The sequence below is a fragment of the Borreliella chilensis genome (genome assembly GCA_000808095.1).
In the GTDB taxonomy this organism is placed as follows: Bacteria; Spirochaetota; Spirochaetia; order Borreliales; family Borreliaceae; genus Borreliella; species Borreliella chilensis.
Map to the genome: position 1 here is coordinate 44,557 of CP009910.1, position 24,666 is coordinate 69,222.

Here is a 24,666-nt window from a genome sequence, read left to right on the forward strand (position 1 = left end):
AAAATATATTTTTAAAAAGGTCAATCATGATTTGTGGAATAGACGAAGTTGGAAGAGGCTGTATTTTTGGACCCATTCTATGTGCTGCTGTAGTTTTCAAAAAAAAAATTAACTTTACAAAAGAACTAGACGATTCTAAAAAGCTGACAAAAGAAAAAAGAGAATATCTATCCTCACTAATACTTGAAAACTCATATTATGCATTTGCTGAGATTTCAAACATAATAATAGAAAAAATCAATATTCACAACGCATCTCTTCTTGCAATGCAAACCGCATATGAAAACTTAAAATTAAATTGCAGCTTGGTACTTGTAGATGGAAAATTTGTCCCAAAAATAAAAGCAAAAACTGTCAAAGCAATAATTAAAGGAGATTCAATAATCGACGAGATTAAAGCTGCTTCAATTATTGCTAAAGTCAAAAGAGATAAACTGATGGACGAATACGATAACATTTACCCATTATATTTGCTCAAAAAAAATAAAGGATACCCCACAAAAGAGCATAAAAATGCAATAAAGAAATATGGGGTTTTAAGCCTTCATAGAAAAAATTTTAAACTAATTTAATAAAATAAAATTAATAATCTTTCTTTCTAAATCTCCCACCTGATAAATGGGATTTTTTTTGGAATCTAGAATCGTCTAATTTAGACCTCTCTCCATATTCGCCATATCCTTTATTATGCCCCATAGAAGAGCTAATAGCTCCTCCAGCTATTTTCTGCTTAATAACTGCTATTGCCTTAAGCAAATTGGATTCAAATTCACCTATATTTTCTTCATATACAAAAATAGAATGCCTTTCAAAATCTCCACTTGGACTTCTTTTACTCTCTACAATATTTAAAAAATAATCCCCTTTTCTATTTTCCTTGACATTAAAAAAATAAGTTCTCTCAGACTCTGTAAATAGCTTTTCAGAGTATATTTCCCCTCTCTCTCCCATTAATTTCCTCCACACAAGTTTTTGTACTTGATTACTTTTAAGTTAAATTAATTGTACTTATTTAAAATAAAAAATGCTAGCTAAAATTAACATTACAACAAATCTTATTGACATAAGTTATTTTTTTTTATATAAATAATACATTGTCTTGCGTCCTTCGTATAATGGTTATTACCTTAGCCTTCCAAGCTAATGATGTCGGTTCGATTCCGATAGGACGCTTAAATAACAATTATATGCCTTCCAAATTTATAAATGTCTTAAAGCATTATTTGTAAGTAAAAATAATATAAAATGGAGATGGCGGGAATTGAACCCGCGTCCTAAAAACAATACTATAAGCTTCTACAAGCTTATCTAGTATTTTATTAAGCAATATGGTTTGGAAATACTAGCAAACCGCCAAATTGCTCCCAAGTATAAAAGTCCCTAAAAATCAACTTGAAAATATTTCTAAGCAAGCTTTGATGTCAAAAAGAGTATAAGTGAACCTCAAAGCCAAATCCAACAAAACTCCCTGCTAACTTAAGCAGCCATTACAAGGTTTGAGCTTGTAAAGTTATTATTTTTTGCATTTATTTTAGAAGTTTTAAGAGATTCCCTCTGCCTGCAACTTATAATATTAGCATTTTCAGTCAAATCCAAAACATCCCCTCAAATAATTGTCATTCTAACATAGTTAAAAAAAAACAACAACATTGCCTTATTTGCAAAAACTAAACTAAAATCTTATAATAGTAAATCCGATATTATAAAAGGGAATTTTATGTTTAATGAAATTTTATGGCTTGCTATGCTAATTACTACTTATTCATTTCTGGTTATTTTGTTCCTTTTTTTTAAAAAAACCGGACTATTTGCGTGGATTGCAGTGTCAATTATTATAGCAAACATTCAAGTTTTAAAACAAATTACAATATTTGGAATTAATGCTACATTAGGCAATATTATTTATGCGTCAGCATATATTGCAACAGACATTCTCTCAGAATTTTATGGGAAAAAAACTTCAAAAAATGCTGTTTATATTGGATTTATCAGCTTTATTGTCTTTACAGTATTGACAAATGCCCAAATTTACTTTATGTCAAATAAAACTGAAGAAAATTTTAAAAGTTTAGAAAGCATTTTCTCTTCAATACCAGCTTTACTAATAGCTTCTCTTACTGCATATATAGTATCCCAATTACACGACGTATATCTATATCAGTTTATTAAAAACAAATTTCCTAGATTTTTATTTTTTAGGACCAATGGATCAACATTAGTAAGTGGCCTAATAGATACAATAATTTTTGTAAGCATAGCAACCTATTTCCAAGTATTTCCAAAGCAAGCTTTCCTAGATATAGTAATTTCCACGTACCTAATCAAAGGTTTCGCGGGAATTTTAGGAACACCTTTTATATATTTTGTAAAATATATAAAAATTCAAAAATAAAAAAGTTAATACATAAAAAGAAAAAACTTTATCTAACATAATTAATCTGGTATAATCAAATGCTATGAACAAGGATATGTTTGATTTAAGCCTGTGGTCAGGAGTGCTACTTTTCACATATATAACATTGGGAATTTTTTACCGATTTTTTGGCAAGTCAGGTCTTTTTTGTTTTAATGCAATTGTTTCAACAATATCAAATATTGTAATACTACGAAATTTAAAAGCATTTGGAATGTCATTAAATTTATCAGGTATTACTTTCCTGTCAGCATTGTTCTCTTTAAATCTAATGGTAGAAAAATACAACAAAAAAGAAGCAACAAATTCAGTAATATTAAGTCTTTTACTAAACATAACTTTCACAATTATGATTAATTTTATGTTAGCATTCAATCACAATAAACTAGACACGTCAAATATTCATTTTAAAATATTGTTCAATAACTTTACATACATCTTAACAGTATTAATCGGAACGTATGCATTTTTTTTATCCCAATATATAAACATATTGCTATATAGTTACTTTAAACAAATAAAAATAAAATCATTATGGATCATTCATCCTCTATCAAGACTAATTTCTGGGTATCTGGCTAATTTATTAGTTTCAATATCTATAAATGCAATATTTAAATTCCATCCTGAAGTAAAAAATATTGAACTTACAAAAGGTTCTTTAATTATTACATTAACAATAATTACAATTGATACCATTTTTTATCTATTTTTAAATTCTTGGAAAAAGATAAGAGAAATTTAAGAATTAATAAGGTTTTCAATACATTGATAATTTTTAACAACTTGCCTATAATATTTTAATCTCAAGTTAGATTTCTCAACTTCATTTAATAAGTAATCAATGTTGCTTTTCCTTAAGCGAATTGCTAAAGAATACATAACTATTGCAACAGCAACAGAAATATTATAACTTTGAGTAAATCCATACATAGGTATTTTTACATATAAATCAGCAGCTCCCAAAACCTCTGAACTAAGACCTGTTAATTCTGTCCCAAAAAATACCGCCATCTTATTGTTAATTGGAAAATTTTCAAGATTTATTGAATCTTCACTTAAAGATGTAGCCACTATAACATATCCATCAGACTTCAACCTGTCAATGGCAAACTTAGCATTTTTATACTTATTTAAATTTATCCATTGTGAAGATCCTAAGGTAATATCTGGATTTAAAGTGTACTTATTCTTTTTTTCAATAACATGAACATCACTAAATCCCAAAATCTCACCCGTTCTAATAGCGGAGCTTGCATTTTGAGACTGAAAAATATCTTCAAGCACAAAAGTTAAATAATTAGTACGACAACTTAATACTTCTTCAATTCTGGCTTTTTTTTTACTTGTAATAAATTCAGATAAAACATCTATTCTCTTTAATACATCATTCACAATAAAAATCAAATTTCAAAAATAGTAAATCTGCCCTCTAAATATATTTCGAATTACAAACTATTTCCTATATAATACAAGAATGGAAGTAAAAATTGAAGCATCTTGGAAAGAAGTTTTAACCAATGAATTTAATAAAGAATACTTTAAAAAACTTGTAAAGTTTATAAAACATGAATATAAAACAAAAAAAGGGAAAATTTTTCCTCCCCCAAAACTTATATTCAATGCTTTTGATTCCCTACCATTTAAAGACATAAAAGTAGTAATAATCGGGCAAGATCCATATCATGGAAAAAACCAAGCAAATGGACTTGCTTTTTCTGTAGATTCAGGAATTAAAATCCCACCATCTTTGCAAAATATATTTAAAGAAATAGAAAGAAGTTTGAAAATAAAAACTATCCCAAACGGAGATTTAAAAAGATGGGCAATTCAAGGTGTATTTCTAATAAATACAATCTTAACAGTCGAAGAAAGCAAGCCTTCTTCTCATAAGGCTATTGGGTGGGAAATTTTTACAGATGAAGTAATAAAAATAATCTCTAAAAATCTGCAAAACATTGTATTTATGCTTTGGGGTAATTTAGCAAGAAGTAAAAAAAGGTTCATCGACTCTTCAAAACATCTAATTCTTGAAACAAGCCACCCATCTCCATATTCAGCAAACAATGGATTTTTAGGATCGAACCATTTTAGCAGTGCTTTACATTATTTAAAAAAACATAATAAAAATAAAATAAACTTTCAGTAGAATTAATAAATTTAATAACAGTTATGATTTAAAAGTATTTTACGTAGAGAAAACATCTCCATGTAAAATACTATTCATAACACATTATGAATCAATTTTAATTATTTTTTTCTTTAGAATTTTCTTCTTTAAATTCATCAACATCAATATCTGATTGATTGCTTTCATTATCCCAAAAAGTTGAACTATTCTTGTCTTCCGCCTTTATGCCATCTAGAAAACTATTATCTGCTCTTCTGGTATTCATAAAAGACAGAGAAACTACAAATATAAAAAAGAGCGCTATAAAAAATCCAGTAATTTTTACAGCAACACTTGAAGATTTTGCTCCAAAAATAGAAGAACTACCACCTCCAAAAACACCACCTATTCCATCGCCTTGCTCATCTTGAATTAAAACTAAAAGAATGATAAAAATTGAAACAATAACAAAAATTATAAAAATAAAAAACCTAAATAAATCCAAAACAGACCTCTTTAACTACAAAGCATTATTGATTATAGACAAAAAAGATTCGGCCTTCAAAGATGCTCCACCTATTAATGCACCATCAATATCAGGTTCATTAATAAGCTCTTTTACATTGCTTAAATTAACAGATCCCCCATATTGAATTATAATATTTTCTGAAGCTGATTTTGAATATAGCTTCATAATCTCAAGCCTAATTGCCTTATGAACTTCTTCTACTTCCCCTTTAGTTGCTGTTTTGCCTGTTCCAATCGCCCAAACAGGTTCATAAGCTAAAATTATTCTTTTAATGTCTGATTCAGAAACACCTGACAACCCCTTTTTAACCTGATTTAAAACAATGTCTAAAGTTTTTCCAGAAACTCTTTCATCAAGAGTTTCGCCAACACAAAGAACTAAGTACTTAAAAGGATGCTTAAGCCCTACAAGAATTTTTTTATTTATTATATCATCCGTTTCTGCCAAATACGACCTGCATTCAGAATGACCAAGTATAACATATTCTACTCCAAATTCCAAAAGCATTGAAGGTGAAACTTCGCTCGTTCTTGCTCCACTTTCCATATAAGACATATTTTGAGCACCAAGAAGAATATTGCTACCCTTAATACATTCTGAAACTTTAGACAAAGCTGTAAATGAAGGAGCTATCATTACCACAATATCATCTCTTAAAGTTTTAACCCCATCTGCAATTTTTTTTGCAACAATAGAAGCTTCTGTACTTGTATAGTGCATTTTCCAATTTCCCGCTAAAAACGTTTTTCTCACTTTACTTCTCCAAAACCTTAATGCCTGGCAAAACTTTCCCTTCAAGATATTCAAGAGATGCACCACCACCTGTTGAAACATGAGTAATTTTATCAGATAAATTAAATTGATTAACAGCTGCAACAGAATCTCCACCACCAACAACCGTTAAACCTGGGCAAGAAGCTACCATTTCAGCAACCTTTGCGGTTCCTTTTGAAAACAAATCAAATTCAAATACACCAAGAGGACCATTCCAAATTACGGTTTTTGCAGTGCTTATCACCTTTTCAATTTCTTTTAAAGTATTAATTCCAATATCCATACCAATCTTGTTTTCAGGAATATTAAAAGAATCAATATACTCGGGAATAGAATTTTTATTAAAACTGCTTGCTACAATATGATCAAGTGGTAAAATCACTTTAACATTTAACTCTTTTGCTTTCTTTAAAAAAGAAGAAGCTATATCAATATATTCGATCTCTAAAAGAGATTTCCCTATAGAATATCCTTCAGAATGCAAAAAAGTATAAGCCATTCCACCGCCAATTACAACTACATTTGACTTTGATAAAAGTGATTCCAATACTGCAATCTTTGAAGAAACCTTAGATCCACCAATAATCGAAACAAATGGACTTTCCGGGTTCTTTAAAATTCCTCCAAGAAATTTGTCTTCTTTTTCCATTAAAAATCCACCAACAGATGGCAAATAATCAGCAACCCCTACCGTTGAAGCATGAGCCCTATGAGCCGCACCAAAGGCATCATTTACAAAAACATCTCCATTCTCAGAAAGTTGTTTTGCAAAATTTTTATCATTTTTTTCTTCTTCTATATAAAACCTTACATTTTCAAGCAATACAACATCGCCATCCTTCATTTGCAAAGTATTGTTTACAATTTCGCCTCCAATGCAATCAGAAAACATCTTAACATCCTGGCCTAAAAGTTCTGACAATCTATTGGCAACTGGTTTAAGGGAATATTTAAGATTTTTCTTACCCTCTGGTCTGCCCAAATGACTTACAAGAACAACCCTAGCTCCTCTTTCTTTTAAATACTCTATTGTGGACAATGCAGCTTTAATTCTAGTATCATCACTAATGATCCCCTCTTTTAGGGGAACATTAAAATCGCATCTTACTAAAGCTCGCTTGCCCGCAAAGTTAAAGTCTTTTACTGTTTTTATTGACATTTCATTACCTCACGAGCATTTTTACTCATTTTACCAATTTTTGAGCAAGATCAACCACTCTTGTAGAATATCCAAATTCATTGTCATACCATGATAATACCTTGGCAAATCCATTTTCAAGAACCATTGTCTCAAGACTATCAACAATAGAAGAATGAGAATTCCCCTTTATATCTGAAGAGACAATTGGATCTTCTGTATATCCCAAAATACCCTTAAGCCCAGATGTTTCTGATGCTTTCTTAAGAGCATAATTAATCTCCTCTTTTGTAACGTCCCTTTTCTTGAGTTGAACCGTAAGATCAACAATTGAACCTGTTGGCACAGGTACTCTCATTGAAGTCCCATTTAACTTTCCCTTAAGCTCAGGCAAAACAAGTCCAACTGCTTTTGCAGCACCAGTTGAAGTTGGAATAATAGAAAGTGCAGCAGCCCTTGCTCGTCTAAGATCAGAATGAGGAAGATCCAAAATTCTTTGATCATTAGTATAGGCATGAACAGTTGTCATCAGCCCTTGTTCAATTCCAAATGATTCATGAAGCACTTTTGCAAGAGGCGCCAAACAATTGGTTGTACATGAAGCATTTGAAACAGCCTTTAAATTAGAATTAATATCGTGATCATTTACACCAAGAACTATTGTTTTAATCTCGTCTTTAGCAGGAACTGTTAAAATAACTTTTTTAGCCCCAGCATGATCCACATGATCAAGATACCCTCCTCTATCACTAGTTGCCGATGAAAAAACACCTGTTGATTCAATTACGACATCAATTCCAAGCTTCCCCCAAGGAAGATTTTTTGGATCTCTCTCAGCAATAATTTTTATCTCTCTTCCATCTACAACAATAGCACCATCTCTTGACTCAATTTTTTTATTATATACTCCAAAAGTTGAATCATACTTTAAAAGATGCGCAAGAGTTTTGGGATCTGTTAAATCATTTATTGCAACAATATCAATTCCTCTTTCAAAGGCAATTTTAAAAACATTTCTACCAATACGACCAAAGCCATTAATAGCCAATTTCATACAAAATCCTCCAATTTTTTGATTTTATCCTTACTAGAATTATTAAATCATAAATTAATAACAAGTGTCAAACTATCTCTTTACAAGCACAGTGGCTCCCTCTTGAATATAATCCTTTAAAAAAGTTGAAGATTTTATAGTACCTCGAGAAATATAATCACTTACATCTTCAATTAAAATCTCTCCCAAAATATCTGATCTTTTGTAAACAATAAAACTAGAATCTCCAGTATCACTGTTTAGAGAGCCTTCTTTAAGAATCAAAAAAACATCGCCCTTTACAACATCGTTTACCTGGCCAATATTAATAAGAGCATCATCATTTTTAATTTGTAAAATTTTACCCTTTTTGGGTAAATAATCATGAAAATCTTTAGAAAAGGAATTTAAAACATTGCTTAAATAATTAACACCTCCCACATTATAAGAAAAAGATTTGACCTTAATACCCGTCTTACCTGAAAAAACATCTACCACTAAAGTGACTGTATTTTTCAAAATATCTGCCTTAAAATCAAAAATTAAAAATAAATCCAAATTATTATTTCTTGAATAAGAAAATCCTTCGGAAAAATTATCAATCAGATAGTCTCTATTTTTATTATAATCAAAATTATAGTTAACTATTTCTATATTTAAATTGCGCTCAAGCACTCTTTCAGCGTATCTTAATATCAAATCATTTGCTCCAAAAAATTTATTCTCGCTTCGAGTAAAAATAGCCATTCTATAAACTATTCTGTCATCGTAAAGCTTATTAAAATCAGCAATGCTTCTATATCCGTATTTATAAAATAAAGACTTTCTAATATCAAAAGACACAACGTCATAAAAATCTAAAATTCTAGAATCAGTAGAATTTCTTTGTTCTACCAAATAAAAAAGCTGCTCATAAGCCATAATATCCAAATTCATAAGTTTATAGATTTTTGAAAGCAAAAATCTAGCACTATCATTATCAGGCCAAATATCAATAGCATTTTTTGCGTTAAACAATGCTTTATTTAAATTTAAAGATTTAAAGGCCTTAACACCCTCATCTTCATAATGTTTAGAAATTTCAGCATTAGAATTATTTTTCAAAAAATTCCTAAAATTAGTTGCAAAAAAACTCTCCTCAAGTGCAATATTATAAAACTCTAAATCTTTTTTAAGACTTTTAGCTCGCCCCAAATTTAAAATAGCCTTTTCAACATTTCCAAACTTTAAGTAAGAATACCCCAACAAATAATAAAGTTCATCAGAATCTTTATTAACCAAAACAGCTTTATGCAATACTTCTATTGCGTCTTCATACTTAAATTCATACAAATAAACAATCGCAAGTAATCTATATGCATCAACAACCCCAAGATCTTTGTAAGAACTCTCAATCAAAGCCAAATAATTTAGAGCGTACTTTTCAGCAAGTCCCAAATTATTAATGCTAATATAAAATTCAGCTACTCTTTTATGAAAATCTGGAAAAGACAGAAAATTTACTCTGACTTTATTTATCAAATGCCTAATCTTATCATGCATTCCCAACCGTTGATAAATATCGATAAGATGCTCAAAAGCACTATAATTATTCTGACTATAATCAAGAATCGATAAATAATAATTAGCAGCAGCTATGAATAATCCATTTTTTTCAAAAATTGAAGCAAGTCCGACCAAAGCATCAATATTATTTCTCTGCTTAACTAAAACCTCAGAATAAATTTTTTTTGCTTGATCAATTTTATTATTTTTTAATAATATGTTTGCATAAAGAATTTTATACTCAGCGTCTTCGTTAGACATTTTATAAGCCTTCTCTATGAAAAATTGTGCTTGAGTATATATCTTAAGACGATAATAAATTGATGCAATAAATTTATAAGCTTCATAATAATTAGGATTAATTTTTATTGCCTCAACAAGTTCATCAATAGCATCATAATATCTTTGAGATAAATAATACTCATGAGCCTTTTTATAATGAACTAATGCCGTAGTATCACTGCCCAATAGAATACCAAAATTAAAAAGGAGTAACATTAAAACTCGACTAAAATTCATAAACCTTCCTTCTCGGAAATCTTTATCACTTTAATATTTCTTTGATGCATATTTTTAATAGAAAAAACTAAATTGCCATACTCTACCTTTTCATTTTTCAAAGGAATCCTCCCAAAAAGATCATAAACAAAACCTCCAAGAGTATCAAAGTCTCCATTTGGCAAATTTAAATCAAGCTTTTCATTCAAATCCTCTATTAAAATTCTAGCATCACAAAGATAAGTACCATCATCAAGGCGAACTATTTCATCAAGCTCATTATCAAATTCATCTTGAATATCACCTACTATCTCTTCAAGAATATCTTCAAGAGTTACAAGTCCTGAAACCCCTCCATACTCATCAACTACAATTGCAATATGCACATGATTTTCTTGAAATTCTTTTAAAAGAGAATCTGTTTTTTTGCTTTCAGGAACAAACATAACCTTTCGCATAATATCTTTTAAATCTATTTCATAGAAGTCTTTTTTACACATATGCAAAAGTATGTCTCTTGTATGAATTATCCCAACAATGTTGTCAATAGTACCGTGATAAACAGGAAATCTTGAATGACTACTAGATGTTACAATCTTTAAAAGCTCATCCTTGCTCTTAGCATAATCAACGAATATAACTCCTATCCTAGGAATCATAATCTCTTTTACAATAGTCTCTTTAAGAGCATTGAAATTTTTTATCAAAGAAGTTCCAATATTCGGCTTATCTTCAAGATCGTTTTCTGGGCTTCTTTTTTTTTTCTTTTTATCTTTAAAATTTAAAAATCCCAACATCTAAAATACCCTTTTATTTTTTCTTAAGATATTTTCTTGAAGAATTAACATACTTTCTTTTTGAAAATCATTAGTTTCATGTTTATATCCCATTAAATGCAAAATCCCATGAATAGTAACACGTTGAAGCTCTTCATAAATTTCAACGTTAAACTCTTGAGCACTAAATTTTAAATATTCAAAAGATATTATAAGATCTCCTTGTATTTTATAATTTATGCCATCAATCAAATCTTCGTTAAATTCATTATAATTAAAAGAAAGAACATCGGTCGGCTCATTCTTTTTTCTAAACCTATTGTTTAATTTTTGTATATAAACATTATCACAAAGAATAACTGAAAGTTCAAAATCAATAATAGAAAGAGTATTTAAAACAGATAAAATAAAATCATAAAAAACATTAAGGTGCTCAAATTTAATATTTTCTACCAATAAATTCAAATCAGATTTGGCCAAATTAAATATACCCTAGAATAATCCATATGCAACCTGCAAATATGCCTAAATTGCCATAGCCATTAAATTTGTTTTGCAAACTAAAAACCAAAAAAATCCTTAATTATATTCTCAAAAGCATCTTCTTGTAAAAACCCTAAAGAAACCTTTGGCTTGCCATCAATAGGAATAAAAAGAATAGTTGGAAGGCTTTGTATACCAAGCATAGAAGAAACCTCTTGCTCTTTGTCTGTATCTACTTTATAAAAATCAACACTATTCTCATATTTTTTGGAAAGTCTTTCAAAAATTGGAGAAAGCATTTTACATGGACCACACCAATCAGCATAAAAATCTATTATTGCGGGCCTTTCGCCTTTAAAATTCCACTCTTTATTATTCTTATAATCAAAAACCTTAGCAACAAAATCTTCCTTGGTTAAAGAAATAGCCATATATTCTACATGCCCCCCTATCGACTTAAAATTATATCACAAATACAATATTAATAATAAGGAATTATAAAGAAATGAATTTAATGTTAATAACTTCTAATGAATTTAAAACAGGAATTTCACCCAATGACACTAGGGCAGAACATCTTGTTAAGATCTTAAAATTAAAAGATAACGATAAATTTAAATTTGGCATTCTCGGAGAAAAAGGCATATACTATTGTATTTATAAAAAAGATAAAAAACTATTCTTTAAAAAAAGCTTTAAAATAGGAGAATCTAATCAACTTAAAAAATTAAATGTACTAATTGGAATGATAAGGCCAATTGTTGCTAAGAGAATCATAAAAGAACTTGCTAGCATTGGAATATGCGAAATAATTTTTTTCAACACTGAGCTTACTGAAAAATCATATTTAAATTCTAAAATCTTTAAAAACAATGATTACGAAAAACATTTAATAACTGGAGCAATGCAAGGAGGAATAACGCATTTGCCAAAAATAAAAATTATGAAAAATTTGAAAGATGCTCTCAAATATATTAAACAAGAAAATTTTGAAATAAAGATATTGCTTGAAAAAAACAGCGAAAAAAATTTAATTGATATAGAAAAAGTAAATAATGCAACCATTATTGTAGGTCCTGAGAGAGGGTTTACAGAAAAAGAAAAACAATTAATAACAGAACATAATTTTTCTTCTTACAGCATGTCTTCAAACATTCTAAGAACAGAAACAGCCGTAATCGCTGCATCAATTATAACTGTATCAAAACTAATTAATGTGTGATTTATATTAGAAATTTTTTATTAATTTAGTCAAACCGTTTAAGTGCAATTAATTCACAACTGTCTGATTGATAAGCTTATCATAAATATAAAGTTCAATCGTAGAGCCTTTGTAAACCTCATAGGGCAATTTAATCAACCCTCCTTTTGATTTAAAAGAATAAATTAAAGAATTCTCACCATCCAAACCTTTTAATCTAACAGATATATCAACATAAGACGGATGCTCCTTTAATTTATAGGTCAAAATTCCAAAAACAACGTTATTGTCAATCTTAGGCCTTGCAATAGTAACTAAGATTTTATCTGCTTTATTTACTTTAGTCCCAGATGGAATAGACTGAAATACAATGTTTCCAAAATCATCTGTATTTGCCAAATCAATATCAAAGATAATATTATCATTTAAAAGAGAAGCAATTGCATCTTTATAATAAATTCCAATATAATTTTTAACATATTTATCTAAACGATCTTTGCCCTTACTAACTAAAAATTGAAGATCTGTTAAACTTGATATTTGACTACCTGGCGATGGGCTTTGACGAATTATTATGCCTTTTGGCAATTCACTCTCAACTTCAAGAGGATTAACAATACGGTAAAGTAATTTAGAATTATCAAAAGAATTAGCCTTTAAATTGGTAACAACATCATCAATGTTTTTACCAATAAAACTGTCAACTCTGTTTATCACAGCACCTTTACTAATAAAAATTGTAACCTTATTGTCATGTCTTAAAGCAGTTCCAGGTTTTGGGCCTTGCTCTATCACCTTTCCTTTGTCAAGAACACTTGAAGAAAATTTAAATTCAATGTGAGGAATTAGCTCTTTTTTCTGCAATTCAACAATAGCATCTTCAATAGTAAGAGAATAAAGATTTGGAACAACTGTAATCTCCTTATTTTCTAAAACCATAAAAAAAATAGCAAAAGAAACAATTAAAGATCCAAAAATAACTAAAAGCAATCCCTTAATCATACTTTTAGGAAAAATTAAAATTTCATTACCATCATTTTTGTCACTCTCGGTCAAATCTAATTTATTTTTAAACAATTCCTCAACATTAGAAAATTTATTTTTTAGATTGTCATTATTATTCAAAATAATAAATTCCTCCCCTTTAAGAAAATACTTGTCCTATTAGCTGCCTACTTCCATTATAAAAAGACTTAAAATCCAAAACCCTTCTTCCGGGTCTTTGAATTTCTAAGAGCAAAAGAATACCCCTTCCAGTATTAACAAATAGTCCTCTTTCAAAGTCAAAATCAACAATTTCTCCTACTTTTCTCTCTTTATATGAATCTATTTTCAAAAAATCAGCTCTATGGAAAATAATATCACTATGATTAAGCTTAGCTCTTACAAGCGGCCAAGGATTGCACGCATTAATTCTGCTTTTAATCTCAAATGCACTTAAATTAAAATCTATAAATCCCAATTCTTTTTTAAAAAAAGAACAAAAAGTAGCTTCGCTTGCTTTTTGAGGAATTCCCAAAAAACCATTGCTAATTTTTTCCAGAGCTTCTAAAACAAGACTTGGGCTAAGTCTAGAAACAAGCTTTGAAATATCATAACTTGTATCACAAGATCTTATTTCAAATTTTTTTTGCACTAAAATATTACCGCTATCCATTTCTAAAGCCATACTCTGAATAGTAATACCACTAACACAATCGCCGTTTAAAATTGCAGATTGAATTGGAGAAACACCTCTATATTTGGGCAAAAGAGAAGGATGAACATTAACACAGCCCTTTGGAAAAATATCCAAAAATTCCTGCTTAAATATCTTGCCATAAGAGAAAACTAACATTAAATCTGGATTCAAGTCTTTAATTAAATTTAAGGTATTATTATCAAGAACTAAGGGATCAAAAACTTTAACACCTCTAGCAATAGCTTCCGTCTTTATTGCATTTTGACTCAACTTTTGCCCTCTTCCTTTAGGTTTATCCGGCAAGGTCAAAACTCCAACCACTTCATAATGCCTTATAATCTCTTTGAAAACCTCTAAAGCAATAAAAGAAGAGCTTACAAAAAATATTTTCATTTTGCTTTAAGACCTCTTCCTCTCAAATAAGGCTTTAACAATTTATTTTTTACCCTTTCTTCGTAATAATCAATAAAAAGAATCCCATTTAAATGGTCCATTTCATGTTGAATGATTCTTGCCAAAAAATCAGAATTTTCTATGGTAAAAGATTTTCCATTCTCATCATAAGAGCTCACCACAATAGACTTGGGTCTCATTAAATCATAATAAACTCCTGGTATACTCAAGCATCCTTCTTTGTAAGAACTAAGCTCATAAGAAGTCTCTGTGATTAACGGATTAATAAAAACCAAAGGCCTTGCCATTTTATTCTCTCTAACTACAAAAAGCGACAAGTCAAGACCCACCTGGGGAGCAGCAAGCCCAACTCCACCACTAATATCCATTAATTCTATCATCTTCTTTGCATAATTTCTAATTTTATTATCAATATTGCCAATTTGCTTTGTTTTAACACGAAGCAAATCATTAGGATAAAATACCATTTCCATAAAAACTTATCTCCCTTCAAAAAACAAAAAAGGCACTTATTTTATTTTCCCAAAAAGCTTCCACTCCTCATTGCCCAATAATGAAAAATAAATATTACCAATCTTGGACTTGGGAATAGCATAAAGCTTATTTTCATCAATATCTTTGAAAACCAAAAATTCTTTAAGCTCTGTATCAAAAAGATCAAGCTTTCTGTCTTTTCCATCAAACTTTAATCGCCAATCACCTTTTAATGTTTTGTAAAAAAAGATCTTCTCATCAATAGTATTAATTTCATAGTTTTTTTGATTTTTGGAAACACCAGTTGATTTTATAGACCCCATAACATAACTCAAAAAATCCTTATCAAATTGAACACTACTTAAAATAGACCCCACATAAGCTGCCTTTATTTGTTCATTCTTAGAGTCAACAAAAAAAATGGTTGGACTTCTTTGCAGATTAATTTTATTAAAAATTTCATTATCCTTATCAATAACTAAAAAAACATTTTTTCTAGCAACAGAATGAAGAACTTTGTCATTTTTAAAGGAATTTAAAAAATTTTTTATTAGATTTTCTTTAATATCTCTTCCTACTAAAATTAAAACGTTTTTATCCAATTTTTGAGCTTTTTCAATTGCAATTTTGTAAGAACTCTCAAAAATAATACTTTCTGGCAGAGAAAACAAATCTGCAAATCCTTGATTTAAAATCATTAAAAATGCAATTATAAATCTCATATTTTACTTGTTAGTTTTGCTAAAAATTTCAACTCCTCATCATCAAAGTACTCTTTTAAAGTTAAAAACACATACTCATGATAACTATTGACATAATTTATCTCCTCTTCTGAAAGCATTTCTTTTACTATCAATTCTTTTTCAAATGGAACAAGGGTTAAATTCTCAAACTCTAAAAAAACCCCAAAGTCATTTGTAAAAGCTGGCCTTACAAAAACCAAATTCTCAATCCTTATACCGTGGCTAAATGTTCGATAAAGACCAGGTTCAATTGAAACAACCTCAGATCCTTTAAAAGGATAGTTAGAATTAGAACTAATCGAAACTGGAAGCTCATGAACATTAAGGAAAAACCCAACACCATGCCCAGTTCCGTGAATAAAATTCAATTCATTTTTTAAAAGCGGAAATCTACAAATCCCATCAAGAAAAGCGCCCGACGATCCATATGGAAACTTTAAAGAAGCAAGACTAATAAAAGCTTTAAGCACTAAAGTATAGTCATGCTTTTCTTCAGTAGAAGCATTTCCTATCAAAAAAACTCTTGTAACGTCTGTCGTTCCAAGACCAAAATAAGAACCTCCAGAATCAATCAAAAGTAGACCGTTGGTATTTATTTTCTTGCCTTTTTTAGGCTTATAATGAGGGAGAGCCCCATTTTCTTTAAAACCAACTATTGAGTCAAAACTAGAACTAAAAAAATCTTTATTCAATTTTCTAAAATGCAAAAGCATGTCAGCAATGTCTATTTCGTCTAATTCTGCCAATTCAACTTTGCTTAAACTTCTAAACTTATGTAAAAATTTAATCAAACTAATAGCATCAATAACATGCGCTTCTTTAATCTTAAGAAGTTCGTAATCGGTTTTTAATGCCTTAAGATTGCCTATAATACTCTCACCAAAAATGATATTTTCTTCACCAATAACTTTTAAAACCCTAATATTAGTATAAAACGAAACAAAAAACTTACCTTCATGCTTTATTTGATTTAAAAAGTAATAAAAATTATTGTAAGACTCTATTTCAAAATCTTCCATTTCTAGCACTTCTTTAACACTAGAATCAAGTTTTTTTTCATCAACAAAAAGAACATTTTTGCGATCTTTATTCCTAGAGATTAAAAGAAATGAATAAAACAGCGCTGACTTTTCAACATCTGTTCCTCTTAAATTCAAAACCCAAGCAACCTCATCAAGAGCAGTAATAACATAAAAGTCTGCCAAATGCTTTTCTAAACTTATACAAATAGATCTAATTTTATCAGCTCTTTTATTATTCTTCTCAACATCAATCAATTCAACTATATAATTAAACTCAAGCTGAGGCCTAGACTTCCAAATTAAATCAATTAGGTCTTGATTGAAAACTTTAATATAAGTATTCTTACATCTCTCAGCTAACTCTTTATAAAATTTTATACTAATCTCATCAGAATAAATTCCAAGCTTTAATTCTTGAAGATTTAAATTTATATATGTAAAAATATCTGGAAATCCTTTTACTCCAAGTTTTATTAATTCAACTTCAGTTCCCTTAAGTTCCTGATCAGCTTGCAAAAAATACCTACCATCTGTGAAAAGAACAGCCTTAGATAATGTTACAATCACTGTGCCAAAGCTACCTGAAAAGCCTGTAATAAACTTGCGGGTATTATACCTTTCATGAGAATATTCACTAAAATGGGGATCATAACCTGCTACTAAATAAGCACCAATCCCGTTATCTCTCATATAATCTCTAAGCAAAGTTATTCTTCTATTAATATCCAAAAAATTCCCCTTTATCCAACCCTACTAATACTAGTATACCAAATAATTTCAATTTAAAAAAAATTTTTTATTTGATATAATTTAGCTTAAAATTAACTCCTAAAGGATAAGGTATGAAAAATATTAAAGCAGTCGCCTCTGATCTTGATGGCACTCTTTTACTTTCAAAAAGCTATATTGGAGCCTTTACAGAACTTGTAATTAAAAAACTAATAAAAGAAAAAAAGAAATTCATAATAGCAACAGGAAGGAGCAAGAATGAAATAACTCAACTTACAAAAAAAATAGATCAGCTGCAAGTTTCATTTTTCATTACGTTAAACGGAGCAAAAGTTTACGACCAAGAGTGGAAATTAATAAAAAGCCATAATTTATCTCCTGAGGTTGTAAAAAAAATTTTAAATTTAAGGGACGAAAAATATACTCACATACCTCATTTTTTACATAAAGCAGATCAACACGACGACCAATTAAATATTGACATCAAAACCAAAATTGCAATTGACAAATGTCAAAAATCTACAAGAAAATCTAATAGCTACTTAAGACATGAAATAGTTAGCCCAATTAATAAAATTCAAGAAATTAAAGACTTTAGCAAGCTTAAAAATTTTGAAAATGTTGCAAAAATAATATTATTTGGCAGAGAAGAAAATTTAATAGAATATGAAGCAATGATCTTAGATAAAAATAAAGGAGAAATAAATGCATATCTTTCTACTCCAAATTCATTAGAAATAGTAGATCATAAAGTATCAAAAGGAAATGCATTAAAAGAAGTTCTAAAAAGTATTAATATTGATTTAAGCGAAACCATGGCTTTCGGCGATGGATTTAATGATACTGACATGCTAGAAAATGTAAAAAAGGGATTACTAATGGGAAATGCAAATTATAGATTAAAGGTAATGCTACCTTACTTAGAAGTAATAGGAACAAACGATGAAGAAGCTGTTGCAAATTACATTAATGAAAATGTTTTAGAAGAACCTATCCAGGAGGAATAAATGGAGCAAGATTTAATAAAATACGCAGAACTTATAATTTTAAAAGGAATTAATTTACAAAAAAATCAATGTGTTTTAATTCAAGGCTCAATTGAAAATTACAATTTTTTAAAAATATTAGCAAAAAAAGCTTATGAGCATGGGGCCAAATATGTAAAGCTAAATATTAAAGACATTGATATTTTAAAATCAAGATTAAAATTCTCAGAAGAGAAAAGCTTGGAATTTATTCCAAATGCCGAAAAGAATTTTTTAGAAGAAATGATTCAAGACAAATGGGCGAGAATAAACGTAGATGATACAGAAAATCTTGAAGCTCTAAAAGAAAACATCAGTAAAAAAATGTCAATTTATCAAAAAGCCTTAAATCTAGCAAGCAAAAACTTATCGCAAGCAATAATGAGCAACGAAATAGCTTGGTGTGTTGTTTGTGCTCCAGGTCCAAAATGGGCTTCTAAAGTTTTAAATAAAAAAGAAGACAATAAAACTTTAGAAGAATTTTTCAAAATCCAAAAGAAAATAATGCTACTTGATACAGAAAATCCAATAAAAGAATGGGAATCCCATGGGGAAAAACTCCACAAAAGATGCAAAGCATTAAATGAGCTTAATCTAGAAAAGGTGATTTTTAAAAATGAAAAAACAAACTTGGAAGTGTATCTACTTGAAACCTCTCTATGGACAGGTGGAAGCGAAAAAATCAAAGGAACAGAAATAGAATTCAATGCTAATATGCCAACAGAAGAAGTTTTTACAACTCCAAACTATAAAAAAACACAAGGCATTGTGTATGCCACCCGTCCTGTGATGGTACTCGGAACACTAATATCTGGAATATGGTTAAAATTCGAAAACGGAAAAGTCGTTGACTTTGGCTGCAACGATGAAAAACACAAAAAGATATTAAAATCACACATTGAAACCGATACTCAAGCAAAATATATAGGAGAAGTAGCACTAGTTGACAGCAGTTCGCCTATTTATCAAAGCAATCTTATTTTTTACAGCATACTATACGACGAGAATGCAAGTTGCCACATAGCACTGGGGGCTGCATATCCATCCTGCTTAAGCAACGAAGAAGCTCTAAAAACTGACATCGATAAATTAACTTATGGATGCAACGTTTCATTAATACATACAGATTTAATGATTGGAAGCAATGACATGAATGTAATTGGTGTAGATAAAAACGGGAAAGAACACACAATAATAAAAGCTGGCAAATTTACAATATAAAAGGGGGTTTAATAATGATAAGAGCATTGTTTGCCAATGATCTTTTTTTATCTTGTCTTGTATCAGGAATTTCTGCCCAAGTAATTAAATACAGTATCCAAACTGTAAAAACAAGACAGTTAAAATTAACTCCAACGCATCTTCTAAAAAATATCTTTCTAGAAACAGGAGGTATGCCAAGCAGCCATTCATCAACAGTCACTGCTCTTTCAACTTCAATTGCACTAACTGAAGGAATAAGTACAAGCTTTATCATAGCTCTTGCCTTTGCCCTTATTACAATAAGAGATTCTTTTGGCGTAAGATATATGTCTGGAGTGCAAGCAGAATATCTAAATGCATTATCAGAAAAATTAAAAAAAGAAATAAACATTGACACAACAAAAATAAAAGTAGTAAAAGGACACAAAAAGAAAGAGGTTCTAACTGGCATAATAATAGGAATAGCTTCTGCATATCTTGTATGCTATTTATAACATAGGGGAAAAGTCAATGGTACGTTTTTTAAGTTTTTTGTGCCTAACCACAACAATGCTACTTATCAATTCCTGCGACATGGCTCAATTTGGAGACTACAAGCCCTTATACTTTAAAAATGAAGTCGATTTAAAAACAGCTAATGAATATTTAAATTCGCTAGGATACAAAACAATATCAGAATACACAACAAAAATTAACATTTTAGACTTTCCCGAAAATAAAAGCATCACAATACACGAGGCAAAAAATCTTAACAATCTTGACCTGAGAAAAAATACATTTTTAAAAAAACTTCCCAATCTTTTCAACATAGAACACAAAAAACTTCTTTATGTTGAAAATAAATTCAAAACTATAAATTTCAAAAAACTAAAAAAAGATCTAAATATTAATGTTGAGATGCATTCTCTTGACTACAAAACAAAAATTAATTCTGTCTCCAGCGTAACATTTCTAATCATAACAACTTTATTAATCTTTTTAGAACCAGCAAACTCTATATTTATTTTGATTTTTTTATTAATTTCATCTTTTACTTTCATGATAAGTAAAGAAGTAATATATTTTTATCCATTTACAATACTCTCTTATTTGTTATTTTCAATAATCAATAATTTTAACAAAAATTACAGTAAAATATATTTAAAAGATATAAGTTTTTTAACACTAATAAAAAAAATAAAATACTTATTATATTTATTTATATTCATAACTATATACTTCATTGCAATCATAACCTTCTTTACTACAAATATTGATCCAACTTTTGTTGCATTTGTTGCAATACCGACCCTTTGCATTTTCTTAATTTTCAGCTGGATCAAAACAGAAAGCAATTTTAAAGAAACATTCTTATTCCCAATAGAAATTAAAGAGGGAAAAAAAGAAGAAAGAAAAGCTTTAAAATCAAAAATAGCGATACACTTGATGCTATTTACACTCTCACTAATTCCATTTATTTATTCAAGCTATATGCTAAATTCTCACACAAATACCAACTACCTTTACAGCAAAAAATTAAGTTATTTTGATTTTTTAAATCCTAACAACATTTATATAATGTTGGGATATAATAAAAACATGCCTAACATTGTAGGATACCTATCTCACATTCTCTATCAAAACGAACTAAAATACAATATAACTGCTAAATATGGGAAAATGCCTAAAGATATAAAAGAAAATTACTTTGAAGTCAAAACCGATAAAATAGAAATTAATCCCAAAACTGTTTACAGGGTAAACAAATCATTTATTGATGAAACTCTTAAAAAGGATCTTGCAAGTCTGTTTTTAAAAAATAAAACCCCAATCATAATATATAAAGAAAACAGCAATAATATCAACATAGATAAAGCAAATTACAAAATACTCTTCTTATTTTCTTTGCCTTTCCTTGTATTACTATTCCTATTTAAAACAATAAGATTTACAATTCTTTTAAACATAAATGAAAAAACCTATAAAAAATATATTCAAGGATAAATAGCTAATGCTAGACTTAGAAAAAACAAAAACAATTTTTAAAAAATATAATAAATACGGAGTAAACATAGACGAGATTCAAATACCTGAATATGCCTTAATACCTCTTGAAACAGAAAATTCAAAATCTATAATATATATAATTGAAAAACAAAAAATAGAAGAAAATCAAATATTATCAAAAAACTTCAACATAGAATTACACACATACTCTCCAATATCTGGAATAGTAGAAAAAATATACACAGCCAACTTTCCAGATGGTAAGGAATTAAAATCAGCATTAATCAAATTCCAAGGAAAAATAACAACCGAAAAAAAAATAATCGAAGACGAAATCTCAAGAGAAAAAACTTTAGCAAAATTAATTCAACTGGGAATTCCTTGGTTTAATGAAAATTCATTATTTCAATTCATAAACAAATGCAAAAAAATAGACAAAATGATTTTATTAACAAACGGAAAAGATGTGTTTACAAATATTTCAGAAGCACTAATGGCAGAAAAATTAGAAGAAATTCTTTCGGGATTCCAAATAATCGACAAAATATTTAAATTCAAAGAAATAATAATAATATCAAATAAAAGCAAATTGAAAAAAGAATTTGAAAAATTAAATATTTTCAACAACAGAAAAATTAAAATTAAATCTTTAGAAAATGCATATCCTTATACAAATCACGAAATGATAATGCACTTTTTATATAACAACAAAAATACAAAAGATGACATAAACCCCAATAAAAACATTTTATTAGCAAATATTGAAGATTTATACAATGCCAATCTTGTCATAAAAAATAATAATCCTTATAAAGAAAAATTTATAGCTATAAATGGAAATAAAAAAATAAAAAATCGAATACTCAAAGTAAAACTTGGGACCTCTTTTAGCCAAATAATAAATGAAAAAATTGATACAAAAAAATATGAAATTTTCTTAAACAACCCAGCTAACAAAATAAAAATTGCGACATTAAATGTACCAGTAACAAGAGATATTTATAGTCTTACCATATTAAAGAAAAAATCAATATATGACAAAATTAAGGCGTTATTTATATCCAGCTTCTCAGCATTACAAATGGAAGATATTATTTTCTCATATTTAAAGAATGAAAAAAAAAATGATAACAGCAAATTAAAAATCTTTAAATATACAGACAAAGAAGTAGAAGAAGAAATACATAAAGTTCAAAAAGAAATCAAAGGCAAAATTCTAAATGAAAATTTAATAAATGGGGTCATATACACTGAAAACAATTTAAAAGATATATACCTTGCTATCATATTCTCACTATTGCCTAGCCTAATATTTTCCTTCATAAATAACACAAAATTCATGACAGACACTTTACTACTAGTATTTATCAGTGTGGTAATCTATATTCCAATAATGCTAAAAATTAATTACAAATGTTTGTCCTTTTTTGTTTACAGCGCCTTAATGACAAGCATTATATTACCTTTAAACCTAGAAATTGCACTAAAAATAACCTCTTTATTATTTACTTTTTTAGTATTCTTTTACTTTTTCAGACTATCAGCATTTTTAGTAAACCCCATATTGATTTCTTTTATATTTTTTGTATTAAATTTTCCACTAAGTTTTAAGCAAACCTATCAAGAAGAGCTTAAAGCACCAATGTCAACAATCCCAACCTGGAACAAAATAGTTGACATAAATTCAAACATAAAAAATTTAAAAAGTTTGAATACCTTCACAAGATATGAAAGTAAAAAAATAGATGCAATTGAAAACTTTATAAATAAAAACATTTTTTCCGTTTTCAACATAATTGTTACAAGATTCCATATTGAAAGTCTTTTTGGGGTTAATAATGAAAAAAAAATATCTCCTATTTTGCTTTATTTTGGACTCTTGTTAATAGTTGGCAAATATATAATTAATAAATTAATACCACTATCATTTTATATAAGCTTGATGACAGTCTCATACACAACACAAAACATAGGAACTCTAAGCCACATCAGCTCAGATATGTTAACACTACTCATTTCTCCAATTCCAATGCTCTTAATATTTACAATAGCAACAGAAGTTCAAATAGCACCCCACTTCAAATTTGAGCAAATACTCTACGGATCACTCTTAGCATTTGCATACTTTTTAACATTAAGCTTTATTCCATTTGAAACTTTATCGATAATAATATCTATTTTTATCTTACAAGCAAGTTCAAACTTGATAAAAAAGTATAGCTTAACCTTCAAAATTAAAAAAATAATGCATTTTTTAAAAACAAACAAAGAAAAAGCACTAAAAATTCCTTTAGAAAATGAAAAGGATATAATTAAATTATGATTAATAACTTGATAACATGCTTGATTATTAATAACTTAACTTTAATACACTTTATTGGATTTGAAGACATAAAAATAAAAAATAATGCAATCTTAATAAAGAAATACATAATAATAACAACTACTTCTTTATTAATATATTCAATATCATTTTATCTATACAAACTGCTTTTAAAAAACAATTTATTGTTCTTAATGCCAATTTTTTATGTAATTTTAATTTATGGATTGATATTGTCATTTAAAGTACTAAATGACATATTTATTGTTTACAACAAAAAATCAAATTATTCAAACGATTTCATGCTTTCAAATAGCAGCTTAATTGCAATAACATTTTTTGCACTTGATAAGAATAACGGATTTTTTGAAGGACTAGAAATACTTATTTTGTCTGTGCTTGGAATACTCATAGCTTTAATGGCAATAACATCAATAAAAAAAACCTTTGATAAAAAACCTAAAATCAATATATTGGAAAACGAACCAATATATTTTTTTATAATATTTATTTTATCTTTAATTCCAAATATAATTATATTAATATACAATCAATAATAGCGAGAA

Annotated in this window: 26 protein-coding genes and 1 tRNA gene; 11 read left to right on the forward strand and 16 right to left on the reverse strand. The window is 28.5% G+C overall.

Features of this window, described 5'->3' with window-relative positions; all coding sequences use genetic code 11:
- The first annotated feature begins 26 nt into the window (after positions 1–26).
- The gene (gene rnhB / locus OY14_00225) at positions 27–572 is read left to right on the forward strand and encodes a ribonuclease HII (GenBank protein ID AJA89899.1); all 546 of its coding nucleotides are present in this window, start codon (positions 27–29) and stop codon (positions 570–572) included.
- A gap of 10 nt (positions 573–582) precedes the next feature.
- On the opposite strand, the gene OY14_00230 is transcribed toward rnhB, so the two are convergent.
- Positions 583–951 (reverse strand): hypothetical protein, encoded by a 369-nt coding sequence (locus OY14_00230; GenBank protein AJA89900.1) that lies wholly within the window; start codon positions 949–951, stop codon positions 583–585.
- Positions 952–1,101: 150 nt separating this feature from the next.
- Here OY14_00230 and OY14_00235 point away from each other — a divergent pair.
- Together OY14_00235 and OY14_00240 are read left to right on the forward strand one after the other, a co-directional pair.
- Positions 1,102–1,173: transfer RNA gene (locus OY14_00235), tRNA-Gly, on the forward strand.
- Positions 1,174–1,717: 544 nt separating this feature from the next.
- A complete protein-coding gene (locus tag OY14_00240) occupies positions 1,718–2,392 on the forward strand; it encodes a transporter (GenBank protein ID AJA89901.1) in 675 nt (224 codons plus the stop codon).
- 138 nt (positions 2,393–2,530) lie between these two features.
- On the opposite strand, the gene OY14_00245 is transcribed toward OY14_00240, so the two are convergent.
- Positions 2,531–2,749, reverse strand: coding sequence for a hypothetical protein (locus OY14_00245; protein AJA89902.1), 219 nt, complete (start codon positions 2,747–2,749; stop codon positions 2,531–2,533).
- Positions 2,750–3,154: 405 nt separating this feature from the next.
- On the reverse strand, positions 3,155–3,811 hold the full coding sequence (locus OY14_00250; protein AJA90620.1) for an rRNA methyltransferase: 657 nt from the start codon (positions 3,809–3,811) through the stop codon (positions 3,155–3,157).
- Positions 3,812–3,890: 79 nt separating this feature from the next.
- Here OY14_00250 and OY14_00255 point away from each other — a divergent pair, with 79 nt between their 5' ends.
- Positions 3,891–4,562: a uracil-DNA glycosylase gene (locus tag OY14_00255; GenBank protein ID AJA89903.1), complete on the forward strand. Its 672-nt coding sequence runs from the start codon at positions 3,891–3,893 to the stop codon at positions 4,560–4,562.
- 97 nt (positions 4,563–4,659) lie between these two features.
- Here the strand turns inward: OY14_00255 and OY14_00260 are convergent, their stop codons facing one another.
- The 8 genes from OY14_00260 to OY14_00295 all read right to left on the reverse strand — a co-directional run bounded on the left by OY14_00260 (position 4,660) and on the right by OY14_00295 (position 11,730).
- Positions 4,660–5,028, reverse strand: a complete 369-nt coding sequence (locus OY14_00260; protein AJA89904.1) for a preprotein translocase subunit SecG — start codon at positions 5,026–5,028, stop codon at positions 4,660–4,662.
- Between the two features lie 15 nt (positions 5,029–5,043).
- Entirely contained in the window at positions 5,044–5,805 is a 762-nt protein-coding gene (gene tpiA, locus OY14_00265) for a triosephosphate isomerase (protein AJA89905.1), read from the reverse strand.
- Position 5,806: 1 nt separating this feature from the next.
- Positions 5,807–6,985: a phosphoglycerate kinase gene (pgk, locus tag OY14_00270; GenBank protein ID AJA89906.1), complete on the reverse strand. Its 1,179-nt coding sequence runs from the start codon at positions 6,983–6,985 to the stop codon at positions 5,807–5,809.
- Positions 6,986–7,010: 25 nt separating this feature from the next.
- Complete coding sequence (locus OY14_00275) at positions 7,011–8,018, reverse strand: glyceraldehyde-3-phosphate dehydrogenase (GenBank protein AJA89907.1); 1,008 nt, start codon at positions 8,016–8,018, stop codon at positions 7,011–7,013.
- 72 nt (positions 8,019–8,090) lie between these two features.
- Positions 8,091–10,061, reverse strand: a complete 1,971-nt coding sequence (locus tag OY14_00280) for a hypothetical protein (GenBank protein ID AJA89908.1) — start codon at positions 10,059–10,061, stop codon at positions 8,091–8,093.
- Positions 10,058–10,837 carry a hemolysin gene (locus tag OY14_00285; GenBank protein ID AJA89909.1) on the reverse strand — a complete coding sequence of 260 codons (780 nt, stop codon included), beginning with the start codon at positions 10,835–10,837 and terminating at the stop codon, positions 10,058–10,060. The genes OY14_00280 and OY14_00285 overlap by 4 nt, the downstream gene beginning before the upstream one ends.
- Entirely contained in the window at positions 10,838–11,296 is a 459-nt protein-coding gene (locus OY14_00290; protein AJA89910.1) for a heat-shock protein, read from the reverse strand.
- An 80-nt stretch (positions 11,297–11,376) separates the two neighbouring features.
- Positions 11,377–11,730 carry a thioredoxin gene (locus OY14_00295; protein AJA89911.1) on the reverse strand — a complete coding sequence of 118 codons (354 nt, stop codon included), beginning with the start codon at positions 11,728–11,730 and terminating at the stop codon, positions 11,377–11,379.
- A 74-nt stretch (positions 11,731–11,804) separates the two neighbouring features.
- Between OY14_00295 and OY14_00300 the strand changes: the two genes are divergently transcribed.
- Positions 11,805–12,521, forward strand: a complete 717-nt coding sequence (locus OY14_00300; GenBank protein AJA89912.1) for a 16S rRNA methyltransferase — start codon at positions 11,805–11,807, stop codon at positions 12,519–12,521.
- Between the two features lie 48 nt (positions 12,522–12,569).
- Here OY14_00300 and OY14_00305 read toward each other — a convergent pair whose 3' ends face one another.
- The 5 genes from OY14_00305 to OY14_00325 all read right to left on the reverse strand — a co-directional run bounded on the left by OY14_00305 (position 12,570) and on the right by OY14_00325 (position 17,563).
- Complete coding sequence (locus OY14_00305) at positions 12,570–13,577, reverse strand: hypothetical protein (protein AJA90621.1); 1,008 nt, start codon at positions 13,575–13,577, stop codon at positions 12,570–12,572.
- Positions 13,578–13,644: 67 nt separating this feature from the next.
- Positions 13,645–14,574 carry a methionyl-tRNA formyltransferase gene (locus tag OY14_00310; protein AJA89913.1) on the reverse strand — a complete coding sequence of 310 codons (930 nt, stop codon included), beginning with the start codon at positions 14,572–14,574 and terminating at the stop codon, positions 13,645–13,647.
- Positions 14,571–15,068, reverse strand: a complete 498-nt coding sequence (locus OY14_00315; protein AJA89914.1) for a peptide deformylase — start codon at positions 15,066–15,068, stop codon at positions 14,571–14,573. Before OY14_00315 ends, OY14_00310 begins: the two co-directional genes overlap by 4 nt.
- Positions 15,069–15,104: 36 nt before the next feature.
- The gene (locus OY14_00320; GenBank protein ID AJA89915.1) at positions 15,105–15,791 is read right to left on the reverse strand and encodes a hypothetical protein; all 687 of its coding nucleotides are present in this window, start codon (positions 15,789–15,791) and stop codon (positions 15,105–15,107) included.
- The gene (locus OY14_00325; protein AJA89916.1) at positions 15,788–17,563 is read right to left on the reverse strand and encodes a peptidase M24; all 1,776 of its coding nucleotides are present in this window, start codon (positions 17,561–17,563) and stop codon (positions 15,788–15,790) included. Before OY14_00325 ends, OY14_00320 begins: the two co-directional genes overlap by 4 nt.
- A 113-nt stretch (positions 17,564–17,676) precedes the next feature.
- Between OY14_00325 and OY14_00330 the strand changes: the two genes are divergently transcribed.
- The 6 genes from OY14_00330 to OY14_00355 are packed head-to-tail and all read left to right on the forward strand — an operon-like array spanning position 17,677 to position 24,657.
- Positions 17,677–18,570, forward strand: a complete 894-nt coding sequence (locus OY14_00330; GenBank protein AJA89917.1) for a haloacid dehalogenase — start codon at positions 17,677–17,679, stop codon at positions 18,568–18,570.
- Positions 18,571–19,809: an aminopeptidase gene (locus OY14_00335; GenBank protein AJA89918.1), complete on the forward strand. Its 1,239-nt coding sequence runs from the start codon at positions 18,571–18,573 to the stop codon at positions 19,807–19,809. It abuts the gene before it with no gap.
- A 14-nt stretch (positions 19,810–19,823) separates the two neighbouring features.
- Positions 19,824–20,285 carry a membrane protein gene (locus tag OY14_00340; protein ID AJA89919.1) on the forward strand — a complete coding sequence of 154 codons (462 nt, stop codon included), beginning with the start codon at positions 19,824–19,826 and terminating at the stop codon, positions 20,283–20,285.
- 16 nt (positions 20,286–20,301) lie between these two features.
- Positions 20,302–21,774: a membrane protein gene (locus OY14_00345; protein ID AJA90622.1), complete on the forward strand. Its 1,473-nt coding sequence runs from the start codon at positions 20,302–20,304 to the stop codon at positions 21,772–21,774.
- A 7-nt stretch (positions 21,775–21,781) separates the two neighbouring features.
- Positions 21,782–24,100, forward strand: a complete 2,319-nt coding sequence (locus OY14_00350) for a membrane protein (protein ID AJA89920.1) — start codon at positions 21,782–21,784, stop codon at positions 24,098–24,100.
- Complete coding sequence (locus OY14_00355; GenBank protein ID AJA89921.1) at positions 24,097–24,657, forward strand: hypothetical protein; 561 nt, start codon at positions 24,097–24,099, stop codon at positions 24,655–24,657. The genes OY14_00350 and OY14_00355 overlap by 4 nt, the downstream gene beginning before the upstream one ends.
- Positions 24,658–24,666 lie beyond the last annotated feature (9 nt).